Source organism: Massilia aquatica, assembly GCF_011682045.1.
Classification (GTDB): Bacteria; Pseudomonadota; Gammaproteobacteria; order Burkholderiales; family Burkholderiaceae_D; genus Telluria_A; species Telluria_A aquatica.
On sequence record NZ_VVIW01000004.1, the window covers coordinates 156,326 to 171,930 of the forward strand.

General features: G+C 66.8%; 18 protein-coding genes. 11 read left to right on the forward strand and 7 right to left on the reverse strand.

The window, feature by feature from the left end; all coding sequences use genetic code 11:
• Positions 1 to 14 precede the first annotated feature (14 nt).
• Together F1609_RS09245 and F1609_RS09250 are read right to left on the reverse strand one after the other, a co-directional pair.
• Positions 15 to 1,145: a GGDEF domain-containing protein gene (locus tag F1609_RS09245; protein WP_167076184.1), complete on the reverse strand. Its 1,131-nt coding sequence runs from the start codon at positions 1,143 to 1,145 to the stop codon at positions 15 to 17.
• A gap of 125 nt (positions 1,146 to 1,270) precedes the next feature.
• Entirely contained in the window at positions 1,271 to 2,122 is an 852-nt protein-coding gene (locus F1609_RS09250; protein ID WP_167076185.1) for an MOSC domain-containing protein, read from the reverse strand.
• A gap of 132 nt (positions 2,123 to 2,254) precedes the next feature.
• Here F1609_RS09250 and F1609_RS09255 point away from each other — a divergent pair, with 132 nt between their 5' ends.
• Positions 2,255 to 2,599 carry an energy transducer TonB gene (locus F1609_RS09255; protein WP_167076186.1) on the forward strand — a complete coding sequence of 115 codons (345 nt, stop codon included), beginning with the start codon at positions 2,255 to 2,257 and terminating at the stop codon, positions 2,597 to 2,599.
• Positions 2,600 to 2,799: 200 nt separating this feature from the next.
• A complete protein-coding gene (locus F1609_RS09260) occupies positions 2,800 to 4,461 on the forward strand; it encodes a hypothetical protein (protein WP_167076187.1) in 1,662 nt (553 codons plus the stop codon).
• Between the two features lie 27 nt (positions 4,462 to 4,488).
• On the opposite strand, the gene F1609_RS09265 is transcribed toward F1609_RS09260, so the two are convergent.
• The 5 genes from F1609_RS09265 to bla form a co-directional block, all read right to left on the reverse strand.
• Complete coding sequence (locus F1609_RS09265) at positions 4,489 to 5,613, reverse strand: ABC transporter permease (RefSeq protein ID WP_167076188.1); 1,125 nt, start codon at positions 5,611 to 5,613, stop codon at positions 4,489 to 4,491.
• Positions 5,610 to 6,554 (reverse strand): ABC transporter ATP-binding protein, encoded by a 945-nt coding sequence (locus tag F1609_RS09270; protein ID WP_167076189.1) that lies wholly within the window; start codon positions 6,552 to 6,554, stop codon positions 5,610 to 5,612. Before F1609_RS09270 ends, F1609_RS09265 begins: the two co-directional genes overlap by 4 nt.
• Positions 6,551 to 7,504, reverse strand: coding sequence for an HlyD family secretion protein (locus F1609_RS09275; protein ID WP_167076190.1), 954 nt, complete (start codon positions 7,502 to 7,504; stop codon positions 6,551 to 6,553). Before F1609_RS09275 ends, F1609_RS09270 begins: the two co-directional genes overlap by 4 nt.
• Positions 7,501 to 8,148 (reverse strand): TetR/AcrR family transcriptional regulator, encoded by a 648-nt coding sequence (locus tag F1609_RS09280; protein ID WP_167076191.1) that lies wholly within the window; start codon positions 8,146 to 8,148, stop codon positions 7,501 to 7,503. Before F1609_RS09280 ends, F1609_RS09275 begins: the two co-directional genes overlap by 4 nt.
• Before the next feature lie 217 nt (positions 8,149 to 8,365).
• Entirely contained in the window at positions 8,366 to 9,259 is an 894-nt protein-coding gene (gene bla, locus F1609_RS09285) for a subclass B3 metallo-beta-lactamase (RefSeq protein ID WP_167076192.1), read from the reverse strand.
• Positions 9,260 to 9,515: 256 nt separating this feature from the next.
• Here bla and F1609_RS09290 point away from each other — a divergent pair, with 256 nt between their 5' ends.
• From F1609_RS09290 to F1609_RS09330, 9 genes are all read left to right on the forward strand, one after another.
• A complete protein-coding gene (locus F1609_RS09290) occupies positions 9,516 to 10,100 on the forward strand; it encodes an A24 family peptidase (protein WP_167076193.1) in 585 nt (194 codons plus the stop codon).
• 44 nt (positions 10,101 to 10,144) lie between these two features.
• On the forward strand, positions 10,145 to 10,987 hold the full coding sequence (cpaB, locus tag F1609_RS09295; RefSeq protein ID WP_167076194.1) for a Flp pilus assembly protein CpaB: 843 nt from the start codon (positions 10,145 to 10,147) through the stop codon (positions 10,985 to 10,987).
• Between the two features lie 21 nt (positions 10,988 to 11,008).
• Complete coding sequence (locus F1609_RS09300; protein WP_167076195.1) at positions 11,009 to 12,547, forward strand: type II and III secretion system protein family protein; 1,539 nt, start codon at positions 11,009 to 11,011, stop codon at positions 12,545 to 12,547.
• Between the two features lie 10 nt (positions 12,548 to 12,557).
• Positions 12,558 to 12,821, forward strand: coding sequence for a hypothetical protein (locus F1609_RS09305; protein ID WP_167076196.1), 264 nt, complete (start codon positions 12,558 to 12,560; stop codon positions 12,819 to 12,821).
• Positions 12,822 to 12,918: 97 nt separating this feature from the next.
• Positions 12,919 to 13,122, forward strand: a complete 204-nt coding sequence (locus F1609_RS09310) for a Flp family type IVb pilin (RefSeq protein ID WP_167076197.1) — start codon at positions 12,919 to 12,921, stop codon at positions 13,120 to 13,122.
• Between the two features lie 47 nt (positions 13,123 to 13,169).
• Positions 13,170 to 13,373 carry a Flp family type IVb pilin gene (locus F1609_RS09315; RefSeq protein ID WP_370661608.1) on the forward strand — a complete coding sequence of 68 codons (204 nt, stop codon included), beginning with the start codon at positions 13,170 to 13,172 and terminating at the stop codon, positions 13,371 to 13,373.
• A 54-nt stretch (positions 13,374 to 13,427) separates the two neighbouring features.
• The gene (locus F1609_RS09320; protein ID WP_167076198.1) at positions 13,428 to 14,723 is read left to right on the forward strand and encodes a pilus assembly protein TadG-related protein; all 1,296 of its coding nucleotides are present in this window, start codon (positions 13,428 to 13,430) and stop codon (positions 14,721 to 14,723) included.
• A 5-nt stretch (positions 14,724 to 14,728) separates the two neighbouring features.
• The gene (locus tag F1609_RS09325) at positions 14,729 to 15,163 is read left to right on the forward strand and encodes a TadE/TadG family type IV pilus assembly protein (protein WP_187362974.1); all 435 of its coding nucleotides are present in this window, start codon (positions 14,729 to 14,731) and stop codon (positions 15,161 to 15,163) included.
• On the forward strand, positions 15,160 to 15,588 hold the full coding sequence (locus F1609_RS09330; protein ID WP_167076199.1) for a TadE family protein: 429 nt from the start codon (positions 15,160 to 15,162) through the stop codon (positions 15,586 to 15,588). Before F1609_RS09325 ends, F1609_RS09330 begins: the two co-directional genes overlap by 4 nt.
• Positions 15,589 to 15,605 lie beyond the last annotated feature (17 nt).

Sequence of the window (15,605 nt, forward strand, 5' to 3'; positions counted from 1 at the left end):
GGCCGGCCCGTCGTTCAGCTAAACGACACCACCCGGTTGCGCCCGCCCTCCTTGGCCTTGTACAGCGCCGAATCGGCATGCGCCACCAGCGCCTGCGCCACGCCCTCGATGGCGTGATCGCGCTCGAAATCGTCCAGGGTGGCCACCCCGATCGACACTGAAATAGCCAGACTTTCCCCACCCGACAAGATGAACGGCGTGCCGGCGATGCTGTGCAGGATGCGCTGCGCCACCTGGGTCGCGCTGTCGAGATTCGCGTCGATCAGCAGCACCACGAATTCCTCGCCGCCGAAGCGTCCCAGCGCATCCGAGATGCGCAGTTCGGCCTTGATGCGCGCGGCCACCTCGCGCAGCACTTCATCGCCGCCCTGGTGCCCGCTGCTGTCGTTGACCTGCTTGAAATGGTCGATGTCGATGTACAGGCACGAAATGCGGTACGCCTGGCGCCGCGCGCGGCCGATTTCTTCGAGCAGGCGGCGGTCGATGTAGCGCCGGTTGTACACCCCGGTGAGCGAATCGGTCAGCCCGATATATTTGAGCATCTCGTTGCTGATCACGTTCTCGAGGCAGATCGAGATGATCGACGCCATGTGCTCGATGAAGTCGGTGGCCATGGCCGGCGTGAAACGGGTGGCATCGAAGCTGCCCAGGTTCAGGCTGCCGATCAGGCGCTTGTTGCGCAGCAGCGGCACCAGCGCGATACTTTGCAGGCCGGGCCGCTGGTGGGGGAACATCGGCTGGTGCACGGCCGGATGGTAAGGCCCCAGCATCGGCTTGGGCGGGCCGGTGAAGACCTCGCTGCGCGACGGCACGAAGCCCAGCGCCGCCACCGCGTCGACAAAAATCATGTGCGGAAAATCGTTGAAGTCCACCCCCAGCTTGTCCATCACGGTGCGGATATCGGCCTCTTCGTCGACCAGGCTGAGGGTGACGATATCGAGACCGGCAATCGCCGGCAGGCTGCCGAAGATGGTGCCGATCAGCGCCTGGAAGCTGTCGGAGCCGACGATCTCAAGGTCGAACGCCTGGTGCCGGCACATGATCTCGTGATTGCGCTCGGCCTGCTCCACCAGATAATCCAGGCGCGCGCGCAAGGACTCGTTTTCGGCTTCCACATCGCGCGCCGGAGCGCCGGGATCATGCATACGGTTCCCACCTTTTTCCTGTCGACCTCGACAATAGTGCCACCTTACGCCATCCGGCCCGCCTTGAAAACGAAAAAATGCGCCGCGTCGTATTTACGCGGCCCGCGCGCGGCCGCGCGGCGGCTTCAGAATGCCAGTGTCATGGTCACCGGCTGGCCCACCTGCAGGCGCTCGCCATCACCCTCGGTCACAATCGCATTCATGCCAAAACAGATTTTGTCGTCCATGGCCGCCTTGCTGCGGTAGGTGCGCAGGATGTCGAGCGGATCGGGACCGGGTTCGCCGCTGGCCTGGTCGATGGCCGGAATCGGGCAGCGCGAGCAAGGCTTGACGGGTTTGACGCGCGCCGCGCCCAGCGCGAAATGGTCGGCGTAGTCTTCCTCGAACGCGTCGATGCCTTCAATGACGATATTCGGGCGGAAGCGGTTCATGGGCAGCGCATCGCGCCCGGCCGCCTGCATTTTCTGATTCAGGTCGTCGAGCGAGGCCTGGCCCACCACCAGGATCGGATAGCCGTCCGAGAACAGGGTCGGTTCGGCCGATCCGCCAGTCCACTTGGTGCTCGAAAAACGGGTGGCGGTGGCGTGGAAGCGCACCAGCCGGCACGGGGCGCCGATCGCTTTCGAGAACCAGGTGGCGGTGGTTTCGTCGCAGTCGTAGGCCAGCACGGTGTCTTCCCATACCGTCACTTCGCGCGTGACTTCGTGGTCGGGGTCGGGCAGGCCGAGCGGAATTTCGAGGCGCAGCATGCCCGGCGCGCGCAGTTCGAGCGTGTCGGACAACAGGCGCGGCACGATCAGCGCCATGCGCGGATGCTCGCGCTGCGTGAGGCCCTGCCCGTGCTCGTCGATGAGCATCCATTCGCGGTCGTACACCGCGTCGACCGACAGGCCGGAACGCGTCAGCGTGGCTTCGCGCACGGAGATGCCGGCGCAGGATTTGATCGGGTACAGAACCAGTTCGGACAGGATCGCCATCGTGTTTACGCTGTAATGAGGGTTGGAGAAACGCCAAGTCTATCCCAGTTTCCGTCCGCTGGCGCCATTCGGACAAGGATGGTGTACATTAGCGTCCTCGCAAGTGCCTCCCTGTCCGACACAGCCCGATTTATGCGCCGTCTTCTGCTTTCCGCTTGCCTGCTGCTGGCCGCACCCGCTTTCGCCCGCCCGCCCCATGAGCGCATCGCGGCGTCGCTTGTCGCCGGCTCCTGCCCCACGCCGCAATGGCCGCATACCGCCATCCGCCTGGAAGAGATCTTGCCCACCAAAATCGCTTTCCTCATCGGGACCGACGGCCGCGTGCGCAACGCCACCATCGAGCACAGCGCCGGTCATCGCCTGTGGGACGAGGCCGTCATCAAGGCGCTGTCGAGGTGCCGCTTCCGGGCGGGCCGCATCGATGGCAAGCCGGTGCCAGATGTCATCAGGATGCAACACATCTGGACACGCGATTGATCCCGCGACAAGCAGGCGCTTGTATTGCCGACCATGAAATACAGGTCGACCACTTGTCTGCGCGACCACGGGAAACAGACGAAAATGTGTCTTTTCCCGCCTATTTCTTGCCCTGAAGCAGTTTAAATCATGGCGATGTCACTCAACACGTGTAGATTTGCAAGCTTGTGGTTTTACCCATTAACGCTCAAGGACAATTTATGTCGAAAACCCGTTCTTTACTCGGTGCCGGCGTGCTGCTGATCTCGGCAGGCGCGCAGGCAACCGAACCGGCCGGCCTGAAAAGCGCCCTCGCCGGAGAACGACTCGGGCTGTTGCCGGCCATGCAATTTCGGCTCAGCAATGGCAACTGCCCGGACTGCGTCACGATCAAGCAAGGCTTGTGGTATTTTCAGAACGAAGTGCTGGCGGTACCGCTGCCGTCGCAGCCGGTCTCGAGCTTCAAACAGGGCGCCGATATCGTCCGTGGCACCAAGGAATGGGCGCCGGAAGGCGCCAGGGACCAGCTGGCGCTGCCCGGCCTGGTGTGGCTGGGCGCCCCGCACATCCTCGACGACGCCCGCATCCTGGCGGACGGCGCCCATGTGCGCAGCAGCGACGATGCCGTCACCAGCCTGACGCTGGCGCCCCAACTGGCCAGCAACCTGTCGTACTGGGACCCCAAGACCACCGCCTTCTTCGCCCGGCGCGAGGTGCGCATGCGCGGCACCTACAGCGAAGCGGAAGGCAAATCGTCGTTCGTCGCGCGCACGGTCTGGCCCAAGGACTTCGCGATCGACCAGAGCAAGATGCGCGCGCAGCCGCTGGGCAAGGACGAAAGCTTCGCCACCTACGTGCGCGCCGAAGGCGGCGGCGCTTCGAGCCCGTTCTCGACGCGCCTGCTGTGGGAGCGCAAACCCGGCCAGGCCCGCCAGTGGCAGGAAAAACCGGTCATCGGCGTGATGCTCAACGGCGCCCAGGGCGACGACGACGAAGCCTACGGCGGCCACTTCGCGGTCGCCACCGGCTATCTTGGCCGCCAGGGCGAGTGGTCTGACTGGATCGTCAATAACTTCTACAACCTCGATTCGGTCAGCGAAAAAGGCATCATCGCCGCGCCGGTCCCGATGGATAACTACCTGATGGACCTCAACAGCGGCCAGCAGTATTACCGTCCGTCCTACATGCTGGTGGCGGTATTGAACAACGCGCGCACGGCGGCGGCCTACCAGGGCGGCGTGCAGCGCGTGTTCAACCAATTCTACCGTCACGACTTCACCTACCAGCATGCCAAGGCCAACTGCACCGGCATCAGCCTGGACGTGTTCAAGGGGCTGGGCTGGAACGTCCCGCAGCGCGGACCGACCAGCAACCTCAAGGCGCTGGGCGCGTACGCCTACCTGTCGGCCAAGGACAGGAGCCTGGCCAGCGGTCGCAAGATCTACGATTACCTGACCGAAGAACAGGTGCGCCTGTACCCGGCGGTGGCGTTCGAGGCGGCCGGCAACGACCTGCTGCAACTGGTCGGCGCGACCAAGGGCAAGGCGCGCAAGCTGACGGCGTATGAAAAGCAGCTGCAGGGCGATATCGAGGCGCTGGTGCTGGTGCGCATTCCGCAAATTCCGTCGAGCCGCGTGATGGGATCGAACCCGGTGTTTTCGTTCAGCGAATACATGAAGCGCACGCCGCCCAACCAGGCCGACTGGAAAATCGTCCCGGTCGGAGCGCGCCCGTTCCCTGACGCGCTGCGCGACGCCAATACGCCGCCGCCGAAGGCATCGAGCCCTGTGCCGCTGCCGGTAGCCGGCATCGCGCTGGCCGGCGCGATCGGCATCGGCGCGCTGATCCGGCGCCGCCGCAAGCCGCGCCCGAACGCCGGCTAAGCCGAAAGTTGCAAAACCGGCAGCCGATTAATCGAGGGTTTGCCGGTAGCGCAGCATGGCCACCGTGCCGGCGACACCCATCGCCAGCGCAATCGGCCAGACGTGCGGCAGCACGTCGGCCAGATCGTTCCCCTTCAACATGATCCCCCTCGTGATGCGCAGGAAGTGTGTCAGCGGCAGCACTTCGCCGATCGCCTGCGCCCATCCCGGCATGCCGCGGAACGGGAACATGAAGCCGGTCAGCAGCATCGACGGCAAAAAGAAAAAGAAGGTCAGCTGCATCGCCTGCATCTGGTTGCGCGCGATGGTGGAAAAGGTGAAGCCGATCGCCAGGTTGGCGGCGATGAAGAGCACCAGCGCGCTTGATAACAGCGCCAGGCTGCCCACCATCGGCACATCGAACACCAGCCAGGAGGCCAGCAAGATCACGCCGACCTGGATGTAACCGATCAAAATATACGGCACGATCTTGCCGATCATGACTTCGAGCGGCGAGACCGGCGTGGCCAGCAGGTTTTCCATGGTGCCGCGTTCGCGCTCGCGCGTCATGGCCAGCGCCGTCATCATCACCATGGTCATGGTCAGGATCACGCCCATCAGACCGGGCACGATGTTGTAGCGGGTCAGCCCTTCGGGATTGTAGCGGCGCTGGCTGCGGATTTCGTAAGGCGCCTCACCCGGCCGCAGGCGCGCCAGCGGCCCGCGCAGTTCCGAGCCGATGGCGCGCGCGGCGATCGCATTGACCGACGCCAGCGCGTTGCCGGTCGCGGCCGGATCGGTGGCGTCGGCGGCCAGCAGGATCACCGGCCGTTCGCCGCGCACCAGCTTGCGCGAAAAGTCGCCCGGCACCACCAGCACGAACTGCACCTCGCCGCGCGCCAGCAGGGCGTCTCCCTCGGCCGCGCCGCGCACGTGGCGCACCGTGCGGAAATACTGCGACGTCTCCAGCGCCGCCACCAGGCGCCGCGAAAACACACTGCGGTCATGGTCGGCCACCGCCAGCGGCAAGTGGCGCACATCGCTGTTGATGGCAAAGCCGAACAGGATCAGCTGCATGACCGGAATGCCGACCATCATGCCGAAGGTGAGCCGGTCGCGCCGCACCTGGCGCAGTTCCTTGAGCAGCACCGCCAGCATGCGCCGCCAGTTCATGGCGCCGCTCCGCCGAAGTTATCCTGTGCGTCCTGCATCAGCGCGATGAAGACGTCTTCCAGGCTGGTCTCGATCGGCGTGGCGGCCAGCCGCGCCAGTGCCGGCGGCGCCAGCGCCTGTGCCAGCGCCTCGGCCGAGTTGGCGCTCACATGCAAGGTCATGCCGAACGGCGCCACCGTGCGGATGCCGGGCGCGCCGCGCAGGCTGTGGGCGGCGCTGTTGAGGTCCGGGCCGGTGAGCGACCAGGTGTGCAGGCCGGCCGAGGCGATCACCTCGGCCACGCTGCCGCGCGCGAGCAGCTTGCCGTAGGCGATGTAGGCCAGCTGGTGGCAGCGCTCCGCTTCGTCCATGTAGTGGGTCGAGACCAGCACCGTCATGCCGGCGGCGGCCAGGTCGTGGATCTGGTCCCAGAATGCACGCCGCGCGGACGGGTCGACGCCAGCCGTCGGTTCGTCGAGCAGCAGCAGTTGCGGGTCGTGGATCAGGCAGGCGGCCAGCGCCAGCCGCTGCTTCCATCCGCCCGAGAGCGAGCCGGCCAGCTGCGCGCGGCGGCTGGCCAGGCCAAGCCGATCGAGCGTATCGGCGATACGCTGGCGGCGCTTGGCAACCTGGTACACGCGGGCCACGAAGTCGAGGTTTTCTTCGATGCTCAAGTCGTCGTACAGGCCGAATTTCTGGGTCATGTAGCCGACCTGCTTCTTGATCTGGCGCGCCTCAAGGCGGATGTCGTAGCCGAGGCAGCGGCCCTGCCCTTCGTCGGGCGTGAGCAGGCCGCACAGCATGCGGATGGTGGTGGTCTTGCCGCTGCCGTTCGGCCCCAGGAAGCCGTAGATGCGGCCACGCTCGACCCGGATATCGACATGGTCGACCACCATGCGGGCGCCATAGGACTTGGTCAGGCCCTGCACGTCGATGACGATGTCTGACGCGGGCGCGATCATGGTCGTTCCGCACGCACCGTCAGCGGCTGGCCGGGGTGGAGTGCGGCCTGTCCCGCATCAAGCGAGGCCTCCACCATGAACACCAGCGCGGCGCGGTTTTCCTTGCTGTAGATGAGGGGCGAGGTGTACTCGGCCTCGGGTGCGATGAAGGTGATGCGTCCCTTGAGCGGCTTGGGGCAGCCGTCGCAGGCGATGACGGCGCCCTGCCCCACGCGGATCTTGCCCAGTTCTGTTTCGGGAATGAAGAAGCGCGCCTTGATGTTCGCCGCCGGCAGCAAGGTGACGATGGGCGCGCCGGCCGGCACCCATTCGCCGCTGCGGTAGGCCACATCGCTGACCATGCCGCTAACCGGCGTGGCCTGGGCTTTCTGGTCGACCTTCCACTGGGCCTGCGCCAGTTGCGCGCGCGCCGCCTCGACTTCTTTTTCGGCCGCCGCCACCTGGTCGCCGCGGGCGCTGGCGGCGGCGCCGCGCAGGCGCGCGCGGGCCTGCTCCACCCGGGCGCGGTCGGCCGCCAGCGCCGCCGCCGACTGGTCGAGCCGGGCGCGCGAGAGGAATTTGTCGGCCACCAGCTTGCGCTCGCGCTCCAGGTTGGCCTGCGACAGCGCCTGCGCCGCTTCGGCTTCGCGCAATGCCGCCGCCAGCGCCGCCATGTCATCGCTGCGCGCGCCCTTGCGCAAGTCCGCCAGCAGGGCTTGGGCGCGTCCGACCCGGCTTTGCGCTTCCTGGCGCGCCGCCGTTTCGCTGGCCTGTTCCAGCACGTAGGCCGGCGCGCCGGCCTTGACCCGGTCGCCGCGGCGCAGGTGCACCGCCGTCAGGGTGCCGGCCAGGGGTGCCGACAGGCGCACGTACTCGCCTTCGGCGTAGCCGGGAAAGGCGTCGTCGGGCGCCGGGCCGCAGGCCGCGCACAGGATCAGCGGCACCGACGCGGCGAACGGGAATGGTTTCATGGCGCTGCAAACTCCTCTGGGGCGGTCAGGATGGCGCGCATGGCCAGGTCGATGCGCAGGCCGATGGCTTGGTCGGACAACAGCGCCTGCTGCGCCAGCGCCGCCAGTTCGGGCTCAGCGGCGGGCAGGCGTTCGAGCGCGCCGCCGGCGAACACCGGGCCGGCGATGGCGCCGAGCACGAAAGGCAGCAGTTGCATGGGCGGGGCGTCGATGATGTCGCCCTCGGCCTGGCCCTGGCGCAGCAGCCGGGCCAGCACCGCGATGTGGCGCGGCAGGTTCTCGCGCAGGAAGGCCACCGGCAGCGCTTCGCCGCGCATCGCTTCGGACAGCAGCATCAGGAGCAGATGGCGGTGGCCGCTGGCGAAGCCGGCCAGCACGCGCAGGGCGCCATCGAGGCTGCGGGCGCCGCCCTGGGATGCTTGCGCGCGCAGCGTGAGGGCGGAGAACATGTCTTCGTACATGTGCTGCAGCAGTACGCGCAGGAAATTGTCCTTGTTCTTGAAGTGGTAATGAAACATGCCGAGGTTCACGCCGGCGTGATCGACCAGTTTGCGCACCGACAGGCCGGCGCAGCCGGTCTGGGGCAGCAGGACCATGCCGGAGGCGAGCAGCCGGGCATCGATTTTTTGGGATGGGCGGTTCATGCGAATTATTATACGCTTGTGTAGTAACCTGTCTATCCTTTCTGTGCGGCAGTTCCAGCGATAAAAAAGCCACGGCTGGCGCGGCTGAAGAAAAGGGAAACGCGGGGCGTACTACAAGCGCATGCCGCTTCAATGCCATCCGCGATGATCCGAACGCCTGGACAGCAGTAGCAGGTGCAACCCGAGCACGGCGAGACGCGTAATCATGAACGGCCTGTCATTGCGACGCTTCGCTGGCCAGGCGCCGGTTCAGCCGTTGGCCGGCATTGGCGGCGTAGGCGCGGCACGCGCCCGGGTCGATAAACGGATTGCCGGCGGCGCTGCGCTCCGCGTGCTTTTCCAGCAGGTCCGAAAAACCCGGATGCACCGAAATGAGCACGTCGCACTTGAGTGCCGCGACCTTGTCGATGCTGGCCCGGAACGAGCGCACCCGTTCCGGCATGGTGGCGCTGCCCGAAAAGCGAAAACCATCCTGCGAAATGGGATTAAGGCTGTCGGCATAGACCACGTCGAGGCAGCGCTTCGGCTCGCACGATTGCCATGTCCAGGTGGTGCTTCCAGGAGTGTGTCCGGGCGTCATATGCGCCTGGATCGCCAGCGGGCCGACGCGCAGGATGGCGCCGTCGGCCACCTCGGTCACCTGCGCCACCCTGGGAAAGCGGTCCGGGCCGTTGGCCTTGTACTGGGGATCGTCCGGCCCGACCAGGCCGGCGCGCAGCGCCTGCGCCCCGGCTGCGCTGGCGGCCACGGTGGCACCGCTGGCGCGCTGCAATCTGGCAATGCCGCCGGCGTGGTCGTCGTGCGCATGGGAATTGACGATCAGCTTCACATCCTCGATGCGGAATCCGAGCGTCTTGATGTTGCCGATGATCAGTGGGGCCGACTGCGGCAGCGCGCCGTCGAGCAGGATATGGCCCTGTTCGCCGGTGATCAGCACCGCCGACAAGCCGCGCGGCCCGACGTAATAGGTATTGGCGACGATCTGGAACGGCTGCTGCGGCTGGTTCCATTCCTCGCACATGGCGCACTTGACGTCGTCATTGGCCAGCGCCGCTGTCACTCCCGCCGCCACGAGCGCCAGGGCCAGTGCCAGCTTGCAGGATGTTGCCATTGCTTACCTCCAATCACGAATGACGCTGACGCGCCTGATGCCAATTTTGCAATATTACACCTTAAACAGCACGGACTGAGCGCCACGGCGCATGACATTCGTACTACCCGCACCAGCGCAAATCAGGCCTTTCCTCCCATGCCGAACAGGACATCCGGCCGATTCGCAGCCGAGCCCGCCTAAATATACTCGTCTCATCGATCACGCAAACGCCACGGGGCCTTGCGGATCGCCGACAACCTGGCGGCCCATAACCATGAACGAAACAGCCTACTTCTTCGAACTGCTCGGCATGCTGGTCACCGACCCGCGTACCGGGGTGCTGCTGGCCCTGCTGCTGGCGGCGGCCGTGGCCGACTATCGCACCTTCCGCATTCCCAACCTGGTCACGGGCGGCGGCATCGTCTTCGCGCTGCTCTACAACAGCCTCGTGCCGCCCGCCTGGAACGCCGGCTGGGCCTGGGCGCCGGCCGGCATGCTGCTCGGCTTTTGCGCCATGCTGCCGATGTACGCGATGGGCGTGATGGGCGCCGGCGACGTCAAGCTGATGGCGATGGTGGGCGCGTTCCTCGGCTTTCACGCCACCTTGCAGGCGCTGCTGTTCTGCGTGCTCACGGCCGGCATCGCCGCCCTCGCCTTCGGCCTGCGCAAGCGCGTCATGGGGCGCATGCTGGCCAACGCCGGCGCCGCCATGCGCGGCATGTTCTGGTCCGCCATCGCCAGCGGCAAGCCGCAGCTGGCGCCCGCCGCCATGCCCTCGGTCGGCAAGCTCGCCTACGGCATCAGCATCGCCATCGGCACCGCCTGCTTCCTGGTGGCTCGGCAGTTCAACCTGGTCTGACTGCCGGCCAACCCTCAGCCAACAACACCGCCAAAGACATCACCATGAAAAACCTCAAGGCACTCGGGCTGATTGCGTTTGCCCTCGTCATCGGGCTGGTCGCGGCCGTGTATGCCGCCGGCTGGGTAGCGCGCCAGGGCGGCGTCACCGTCAACAAAGTGGTGGTGGCGGCGGTCGACATCGAACCGGGCAGCAAGATCAACGCCGAAATGCTGTCCCTCCTCGACTGGCCGGCCGGCGCCACGCCGCCCGGCGCATTCAAGAACGCCGCCGAGTTGCAGGACCGTATCGCCCGGGTCAGCATCCTGCGCGGCGAACCGCTGCTCGACGGCAAACTGGCGCCGCTGGGCACCAAGGGCGGCTTGTCGGCTGTGATCGCCGAGGGCAAGCGGGCCATGACGGTGCGCGTCAACGATGTGGTGGGCGTGGCCGGCTTTGCCTTGCCCGGCAACTATGTCGACGTGATGGTCAATGCGCAGCAGGAAAAATCCGGCACCGAAGAAGGCAAGCAGATCAGCAAGACGGTGCTGGAACGGGTGCTGGTGCTGGCGGTCGCCCAGGAAGCCGGGCGCGACGATACCAAGCCGAAGGTGGTCAGCGCCGTCACCCTGGAACTGAGCCTGGACGACGCCGAAAAGCTGGACCTGGCGCGCAGCGTCGGCACCCTGTCGCTGGTGCTGCGCAACCAGATCGACCAGAAAACGGTGGCCACCGCCGGCATCACCAAGGAAGCGCTGTTCGGCGCCAGCAAGGCCACCGCGCCCCTGCCGGCGCCGGCCCCGGCAGTGCGCCAGGCGCGCCCCGCGCAGTTAGCAGCCCAGCCGGCCAGCCGCGCCCATTGCGTGGAAGTGATCCAGCACGGCGTGCTGGCAGTGAATTGCTTTTGAACCGCCACGGAGAGATGACTCATGAACAAGCACATTCGCATGGCGACCCTCTGCGTCGCGACGGCTGGCCTGGTTGCCGCCCCCTGCTGCGCCACGGCGGCGGCGGGCGCCAGCGGCAGCGGTAGTGGCAGTGGCAGTGGCAACAAACATTGCAAGTCGGTGGTGGTGGCGCCAGCGGTCCAGGTGATGCTCGGCAAGTCATCGGTGATTCCCCTGAAGGCGCCGGCGGTCCGCATCGTGGCCAGCGGCCAGCGCGACGGCAAGCAGCCGGCCCAGGCAGCCCCGGTGGCGGGCGCCGATGCGGCCGACGCCGACAGCGTGGCCGACATCGAGGTTCTCCTGCTCAGCCCGATGGACCTGTTCCTGCTCGGTAAAAAAGCCGGCGCCACCAGCCTGATCCTGCAAGATACGAGCGGCGTGTGCACCCTGCGCGACATCGTGGTGGCGATCGACCCGGCCACCCTGCAAGCCAAGCTGGCCGAGCTGATGCCCGAGGAAACCGGCATCGTGGTCAAGAGCGCCGAGAACGCCATCGTACTGACCGGCAGCGTGCGCGACGCCGGCCAGCTCGACGAGGCGCTGCGCGTGGCCGGCGCCTACGGCGGCGGCAAGCGCGTGCTGAACCTGCTGCGCGTGAGCTCGCCCCAGCAAGTCATGCTGGAAGTGAAAATCGCCGAAGTAAGCAAGACCCTGCTCGACAAGTTCGGGATCGACTTCGCCCGTATGGTGGCCTCGGCCGACGGCCTGGGTTCACGGGTCATCTCGGGCATCCTGGGCGGCGCGCCGGCGCTGGCCGGCAGCTTCAGCCACACGGGCCCGGGCGCCACGCTCGGCATCGTGGCCGACGCCGCCGTGCGCGGCGGCAATGCGGGCGCCGGCGCCAGGCTGGCGGCGGGCGCGCGCGGCGCCACCCTGTTCGGCGTCGATGCGCAGAAAAAGGATGGCCTGGTACGGGTGCTGGCCGAGCCGAACATCATGGCCATCAGCGGCCAGTCGGCCAGCTTTCTGTCGGGCGGCAAGATCTTCATCCCGGTGGCCCAGGCGCGCGAGGCCGGCGGCTCGACTGTCACCCTGGAAGAGAAGGAATTCGGGGTCGGGCTGAAGTTCTCGCCGACGGTGCTGGGCGGCTCGCGCATCAACCTCAAGCTGGTGTCGGAAGTGTCGGAGCTGGCGCAAAGCGGTTCGCCCTTCACCACCAATGGCGGCGTGACCTCGGTGCTGCCGTCGATTACCACGCGCCGGGTCGATACCACCGTGCAGTTGAACGATGGCCAGAGCTTCGCCATCGCTGGCCTGATCCGCAACAACGTGACCGAAACCCTGTCGCGCTTTCCGGGCCTGGGCGACATTCCGGTACTCGGCGCGCTGTTTCGCTCGACCGAATTCCAGAAGGACCAGACCGAGCTCATTTTCATCATCACGCCGCGCCTGGTCAAGCCGGCCGGCGCGCTGGCGGCGCCGACCGACAACCACGTGCCGGGCGAGCGCGCCGACCTGATTTTCATGGGCAAGACCGAAGGCAAGGCAGAGAGCAAATTCGCCCCCGCCAACCGCAAATAAGGAGAGCGCCATGCACAAACTGATGATCTGCACCGCATTGGCCGCGCTGGCCGGCTGCGCCAGCGCCCCCGCCTACGACGCGCGCTTCGGCGACGCCGTGCGCCAGGCGCGCAGCGCCATGACGGCCGACCCGCAGGCCGGCGCCCGGCCCGACCCCGCAGCCGGCATCGACGGCCAGGCCGCGCGCGAAGCCATGGCGCGCTACCACGACAGCTTCAAGACGCCACCACCGGTCATCACGGTGATTAACGCCGGCGGCCCCGCCGCCCGGTGAAGCATCCGGCGGCGGCCACGGGGCCGCCGCCGGCGCAGTACCCCGCCCGCAGGGGCGGGCATGTTTGCCCATCCATCTCAATCGAAAGGGTCACAAAATGAACGCTTTTTTGAAAACGATAAGCCAGTCGGTCCAATCCTTCGCCCGCGACGACGAAGGCGCCCAGGTCGTCGAGTACGCGCTGATCATCGCGGTCGTCTCGATCATCCTGGTGGTGGCGCTGCGTAACCTGACCGGCGCCGACTTCAGCGGCTTCATTACCCGCGTCGGCACCTGCCTGACCGGCGGCACCTGCGCTTGAGCACCTCCCGCCCCCACTCCAACCAACGCCATTGAAAGGTCCCTACCATGAACACCATGCTCAACACCGCAAGCGGCAAACTGCGCACTTTTCTGCGCGACGATGAAGGCGCCCAGGTGGTCGAATACGCGCTGATCATCGCGGTCGTCTCGATCATCCTGGTGGTCGCGCTGCGCAACCTGACCGGCGCCGACTTCAGCGGCTTCATCACCCGCGTCGGCAACTGCCTGACCGGCACCTCCTGCGCCTAAGCCCAGCCGACGGGCCACGGCCTGCCGCTGCCCGTCATTTTTCGGATAAAAACCATGATCCCGCACACGCGATACGCCGTTCACCAGCGCCAGCCTGGTGCGGTGATCCTGACGGTCTGCTTCCTGCTGTTTTTCCTGCTGGGGTTTGTCGCCATCGCCTTCGACCTGGGGCGCCTGTTCATCGTCAAGACCGAGCTGCAGACCGCCATGGACAGCTGCGCGCTGGCGGCAGCCCAGGAGCTCGACGGCCAGTCCGGATCGCTGGCGCGCGCGCGCCGCGCCGGCACGACTGCGGCCAACCTGAACCGGGTTAACCTGCAATCGGCCAACTGGGATGGCCAGGGCCAGTTTCCCGACACCGGCATCAGCTTCCGCGACGCGGCCTACACGCCCACCGGCACGCCGGCCAGCGCGCGCTACGCGCAGTGCGAACACCGCCAGAATGGCGTGAGAATGTGGCTCCTGCATGCGCTGGGGGCCTTTACCGGCAATAGCGCCGCCCATCCGGCCACGCGCGCGGTACTGGCCAGCGCGGTCGCCACGCGCGGCAGCGCGCAGAGCACCTGCCCGATCCCGGTGGCGGTCAAGGCCAGGATCGGCGGCAGCGCCTCCAACAACTATGGATTTCTGATCGGCGAATGGATCACCGTGTTCGACAAGGGCGGCGCGGCGGCAGCGGCCGGCGAAATGGGCTGGTATAACCTCGACGGCAGCAACAGCGCCAGCGAAACGGCCGCCGAACTAGCCGAGGGAGGCTACTGCGGCACGCGCCTGGGCGACACGCTCGGCACGCCGGGCGCGCAGACCAGCGTCGACCGCCCATGGAACTTCCGCTTCGGGGTCTACAAGAACAGCGACTCGCCCAGCCTGAACCATCCCGACCAGAGCGGCTATGCGTACACCAGCGCCAACTGGAAGAATACGGTGCCGCAGAACGCCTTTGCCGGCACCCCGGCGGCCGGCTCGCACGCCAGCGCGCAAAACTACGTCACCAAGCGCGCCGCTTACGCCTCGCTGGCCGACACCGGCACCAATATCAAGACCGGTTCGCAGATCGCCTTTGGCGACACCAACCGCCTGAACAGCTTTCAGAAGCTGGCCACGCCGGGCGCCTCCGGCCAGCATCGCCAGTTCGGCACCAACCGGCGCCTGGTGATCGTCCCGGTGATCAATGGCGCGTCCCAGGTGACCGATTTCGTGTGCATGTTCATGCTGCATCCATTGAGCGGCCCCAACGACCCGGCCAGGCTGGAATACCGCGGCCTGGCCGGAATCGCGAGCTCGCCCTGCGCACCGGCCGGCACGCCGGGCGGCGCCAGCGGGCCGCTGGTGCCGGTACTGGTGAGGTAAGCGCCATGACCATCAGACACCGTCAACAAGGCGTGGCCCTGGTCGAATTCGCGTTCGTGCTGCCGCTGCTGCTGATCGTCTCGCTGCTGTGCGCCGAACTCGGACGCGCCGTGTACCGCTACAACAGCACCGCCAAGACCGTGCGCGACGCGGTGCGCTACCTGGCGGTGCAGACGCCCGGCACCCATGTGGCCGAGGCGCGCAACCTGATCCTGTACGGGAACGTGGCCGGCAGCGGCGCCCTGCTCGACCCGGCCCTGACCGCCGCCAACGTGCCCGCGCCGACCTGGCAGACAGCCGGCAGCGACCCGCTCATGAACACCGTCACGATCCGCGTGTCGGGCTACCAGTTCCGGCCGATGATGGCGAACATGTTCGGCGCCAGGTTCTCGGTCATTACCTTCAACGACATCAGCGCCACCATGCGCAGCCCATTATGAAACCCATTCCACGCGGCGCGACCACGATCGAACTGGCCTTCGTGCTGGTGATCTTCTTCATGTTCCTGCTCGGTGCGACCGACATGGCGCGCATGCTGTTTACCTGGAACGCGGCCACCGAGGCCACGCGCGCCGGGGCGCGCTACGCGGTGGTGTGCGCCGACCCGGCCAACAGCGGCCAGGTGCTGCAGAAGATGCGCATGATGGTGCCCGAGATCGGCGCGGTGGCGCTGGCGTGGCAGCCGGCCGGCTGCGACGCCGCCAGCTGCGCCGGGGTCACGCTCACCATCACCAGCCTGCACTACCGCTGGCTCTCGCCCCTGCCCGGGGCGCTGGTGCCGGCGCGCGCGCTGCCCACCTTCAGCACCTACCTGCCGCGCGAAATGATGCGGCGCGACCCCAACAACGCGCTGATTTGCCAATAAACGCAACCTGAGGAACC